At 37.4% G+C, this 318-nt stretch carries 1 protein-coding gene; it reads right to left on the bottom strand.

Going from position 1 to position 318, the window contains the following annotated elements:
* The coding region (locus DW694_RS17390; protein WP_286187296.1) for a PBECR4 domain-containing protein at positions 1 to 318 on the bottom strand (318 nt) is incomplete at both ends.

The following is a 318-nucleotide window of genomic DNA, read 5'->3' as shown; positions in this document are numbered from 1 at the left end:
ATCATCATACTCTTTATTTAAGCATAGAGTAAAATTAAGATCTGTTGTGCCAAACTTATAAGTTCTCGTATCTGTAACAATCTCTTCCAACATAAAGCCTTCTGAGCCAGCCAGCATTGCAATCTGTCCGATATGCTTAATTTTACGCTTACACAATGAAAAAGGGTGCTGCGGTGTAAAAAATATCTGCGAAGCCTGAAGCAGTTTTTTTGCTGCATAACTATAAAACTTTTTTGCGGAAAGGTTTGTGGCCACACCTGTTAAGTGCCTGAAATTGGCAGCTTTATAAAGCACCTCAATATATCTGCCTTCAAATAC

Origin of the sequence: Ruminococcus sp. AM26-12LB (assembly GCF_003480785.1) — a bacterium.
In the GTDB taxonomy this organism is placed as follows: Bacteria; Bacillota; Clostridia; order Lachnospirales; family Lachnospiraceae; genus Blautia_A; species Blautia_A fusiformis.
Note: the sequence above shows the minus strand (reverse complement) of the source record. Positions and strands in the feature narration are given on the sequence as shown.